Origin of the sequence: Streptomyces sp. NPDC000410 (genome assembly GCF_040300305.1) — a bacterium.
Classification (GTDB): Bacteria; Actinomycetota; Actinomycetes; order Streptomycetales; family Streptomycetaceae; genus Streptomyces.
Genome location: NZ_JBEPDM010000123.1, coordinates 1 through 1984, shown reverse-complemented (window position 1 = coordinate 1984; position 1984 = coordinate 1). Strand labels below are relative to the sequence as shown.

The following is a 1984-nucleotide window of genomic DNA, read 5'->3' as shown; positions in this document are numbered from 1 at the left end:
GATGGTCAGTTGGTGTTTGTGGGGCGTGTGGATGATCAGGTGAAGATTCGGGGGTTCCGGATCGAGCCTGGTGAGGTTCAGGCGGTGGTGGCCGGCCATCCGCGGGTTGGGCAGGCGGCGGTCGTTGCCCGGGAGGATGTTCCGGGGGAGATGCGGCTGGTTGCGTATGTGGTGCCGGTGGAGGGTGCGGACCGGGTTGCGGGGGCTGGGCTGGCTGCTGATGTGTCGGCGTTTGTCGGTGGGCGGTTGCCGGGGCACATGGTGCCCTCTGCGGTGGTTGTACTCGACGTGCTGCCGTTGACGGTCAACGGGAAGCTGGACCGCAAGGCCCTGCCCACACCGGCATACGACATCACGGCAGCAGCCGGGCGCGGACCGGTCAGTCTGCGCGAGGAACTCCTCTGCGGGGTGTTCGCGCAGGTGCTGGGGCTGGAGAGCGTCGGTGTCGACGACGACTTCTTCGCGCTCGGTGGCCACTCCCTGCTCGCGGTGCGGCTGGTGAGCCGAATCCGGGCGGTGCTCGGCGTAGAGGTCGGGATCCGGACGTTGTTCGAGGCGGCGACGGTCGCGGGGCTCGCCGGTCGGCTGGACGAAGCGGGATCGGCGCGGCCGGCTCTGACGGCAGGGGTACGTCCGGAGCGGGTGCCGTTGTCCTTCTCTCAGCGCCGGCTGTGGTTCCTGGGCCAACTGGAAGGGCCGAGCGCGACGTACAACATTCCGCTCGCGCTGCGGCTGTCCGGGGATGTGGACCGCGACGCGCTGAACGCGGCGCTGCGCGATGTGCTGGGTCGCCATGAGGTGCTGCGGACGGTGTTCGCGGTGGCTGATGGCGAGCCGTACCAGCAGGTGCTGAGCCTGACGGAGTTGGTGTGGGAGCTGCAGAGGGTGGAGGTGGCGCGGGAGGAGCTGGCCGGTGCGGTTGCTGCTGCGCAGGGGTATGCCTTCGATCTGTCGGCTGAGGTGCCCTTCCGGGCCTGGCTGTTCACGGCCGGACCGGACGAGCAGGTGCTGGTCGTGGTCGTGCACCACATCGCAGGCGACGGCTGGTCGACGGTTCCGCTGGCCCGGGACGTATCGGACGCTTATGCGGCGCGGTGTGAGGGACGGGATCCGGGGTGGGCGGAACTGCCGGTGCAGTACGCCGACTACGCGCTCTGGCAGCGTGAGCTGCTGGGTGCCGAGGACGACCCGGATAGCCTGCTGGCCCGTCAGATCGCCTACTGGCGAGAGGCTTTGGCCGGAGTGCCGGAGGAGCTGACGCTGCCGTTCGACCGTCCGCGCCCTGCGGTGGCCAGCTACCAGGGGCACAGCGTGCCCCTGGAGATGTCTGCGGAGGTGCATGCGCGGCTGGTCGAGTTGGCGCGGGCCGAGGGCGTGACGGTGTTCATGGTCTTGCAGGCCGCTTTGGCCACCTTGCTGTCCAGGTTGGGTGCGGGTACGGATGTTCCGATCGGGTCGGCGGTTGCCGGTCGTACGGATGAGGCGCTGGACGATCTGGTCGGCTTCTTCGTGAACTCGCTGGTGATACGAACTGACCTCTCCGGCGACCCGACGTTCCGTGAGGTGCTGGGACGGGTGCGGGAGGCAGGACTGGGGGCGTTCGTCCATCAGGATGTGCCGTTCGAGCGCCTGGTGGAGGAACTGGCCCCCGCGCGCTCGCTGGCGCGGCATCCGCTGTTCCAGGTGATGCTCACCGTGCAGAACACCGCCGAGGCGGCGGTGGATCTGCCGGGCGCGCGGTCCGGAGGGATGCAGGTCGGAGCACAGGCGGCGAAGTTCGACGTCGAGGTGAGTGCGGGGGAGGTGTTCGACGGTGACGGTGCGCCGGCGGGGCTGCGGGGCGTCATAACAGTGGCCGCGGACCTCTTCGATGTGGAGAGCGCCGAGCAGTTGGCGGCGCGGTGGGTGCGGGTGCTGGACACGCTGACTGCTGATCCGCTGGTGCGGGTGGGTGAGCTGGATGTGCTCGATGCGGGTGAGCGTC

At 69.2% G+C, this 1984-nt stretch carries 1 protein-coding gene; it reads left to right on the top strand.

Annotated elements, in window-relative coordinates; genetic code table 11:
* The coding region (locus ABT342_RS38010; RefSeq protein WP_502965690.1) for a condensation domain-containing protein at positions 1-1984 on the top strand (1984 nt) is incomplete at both ends.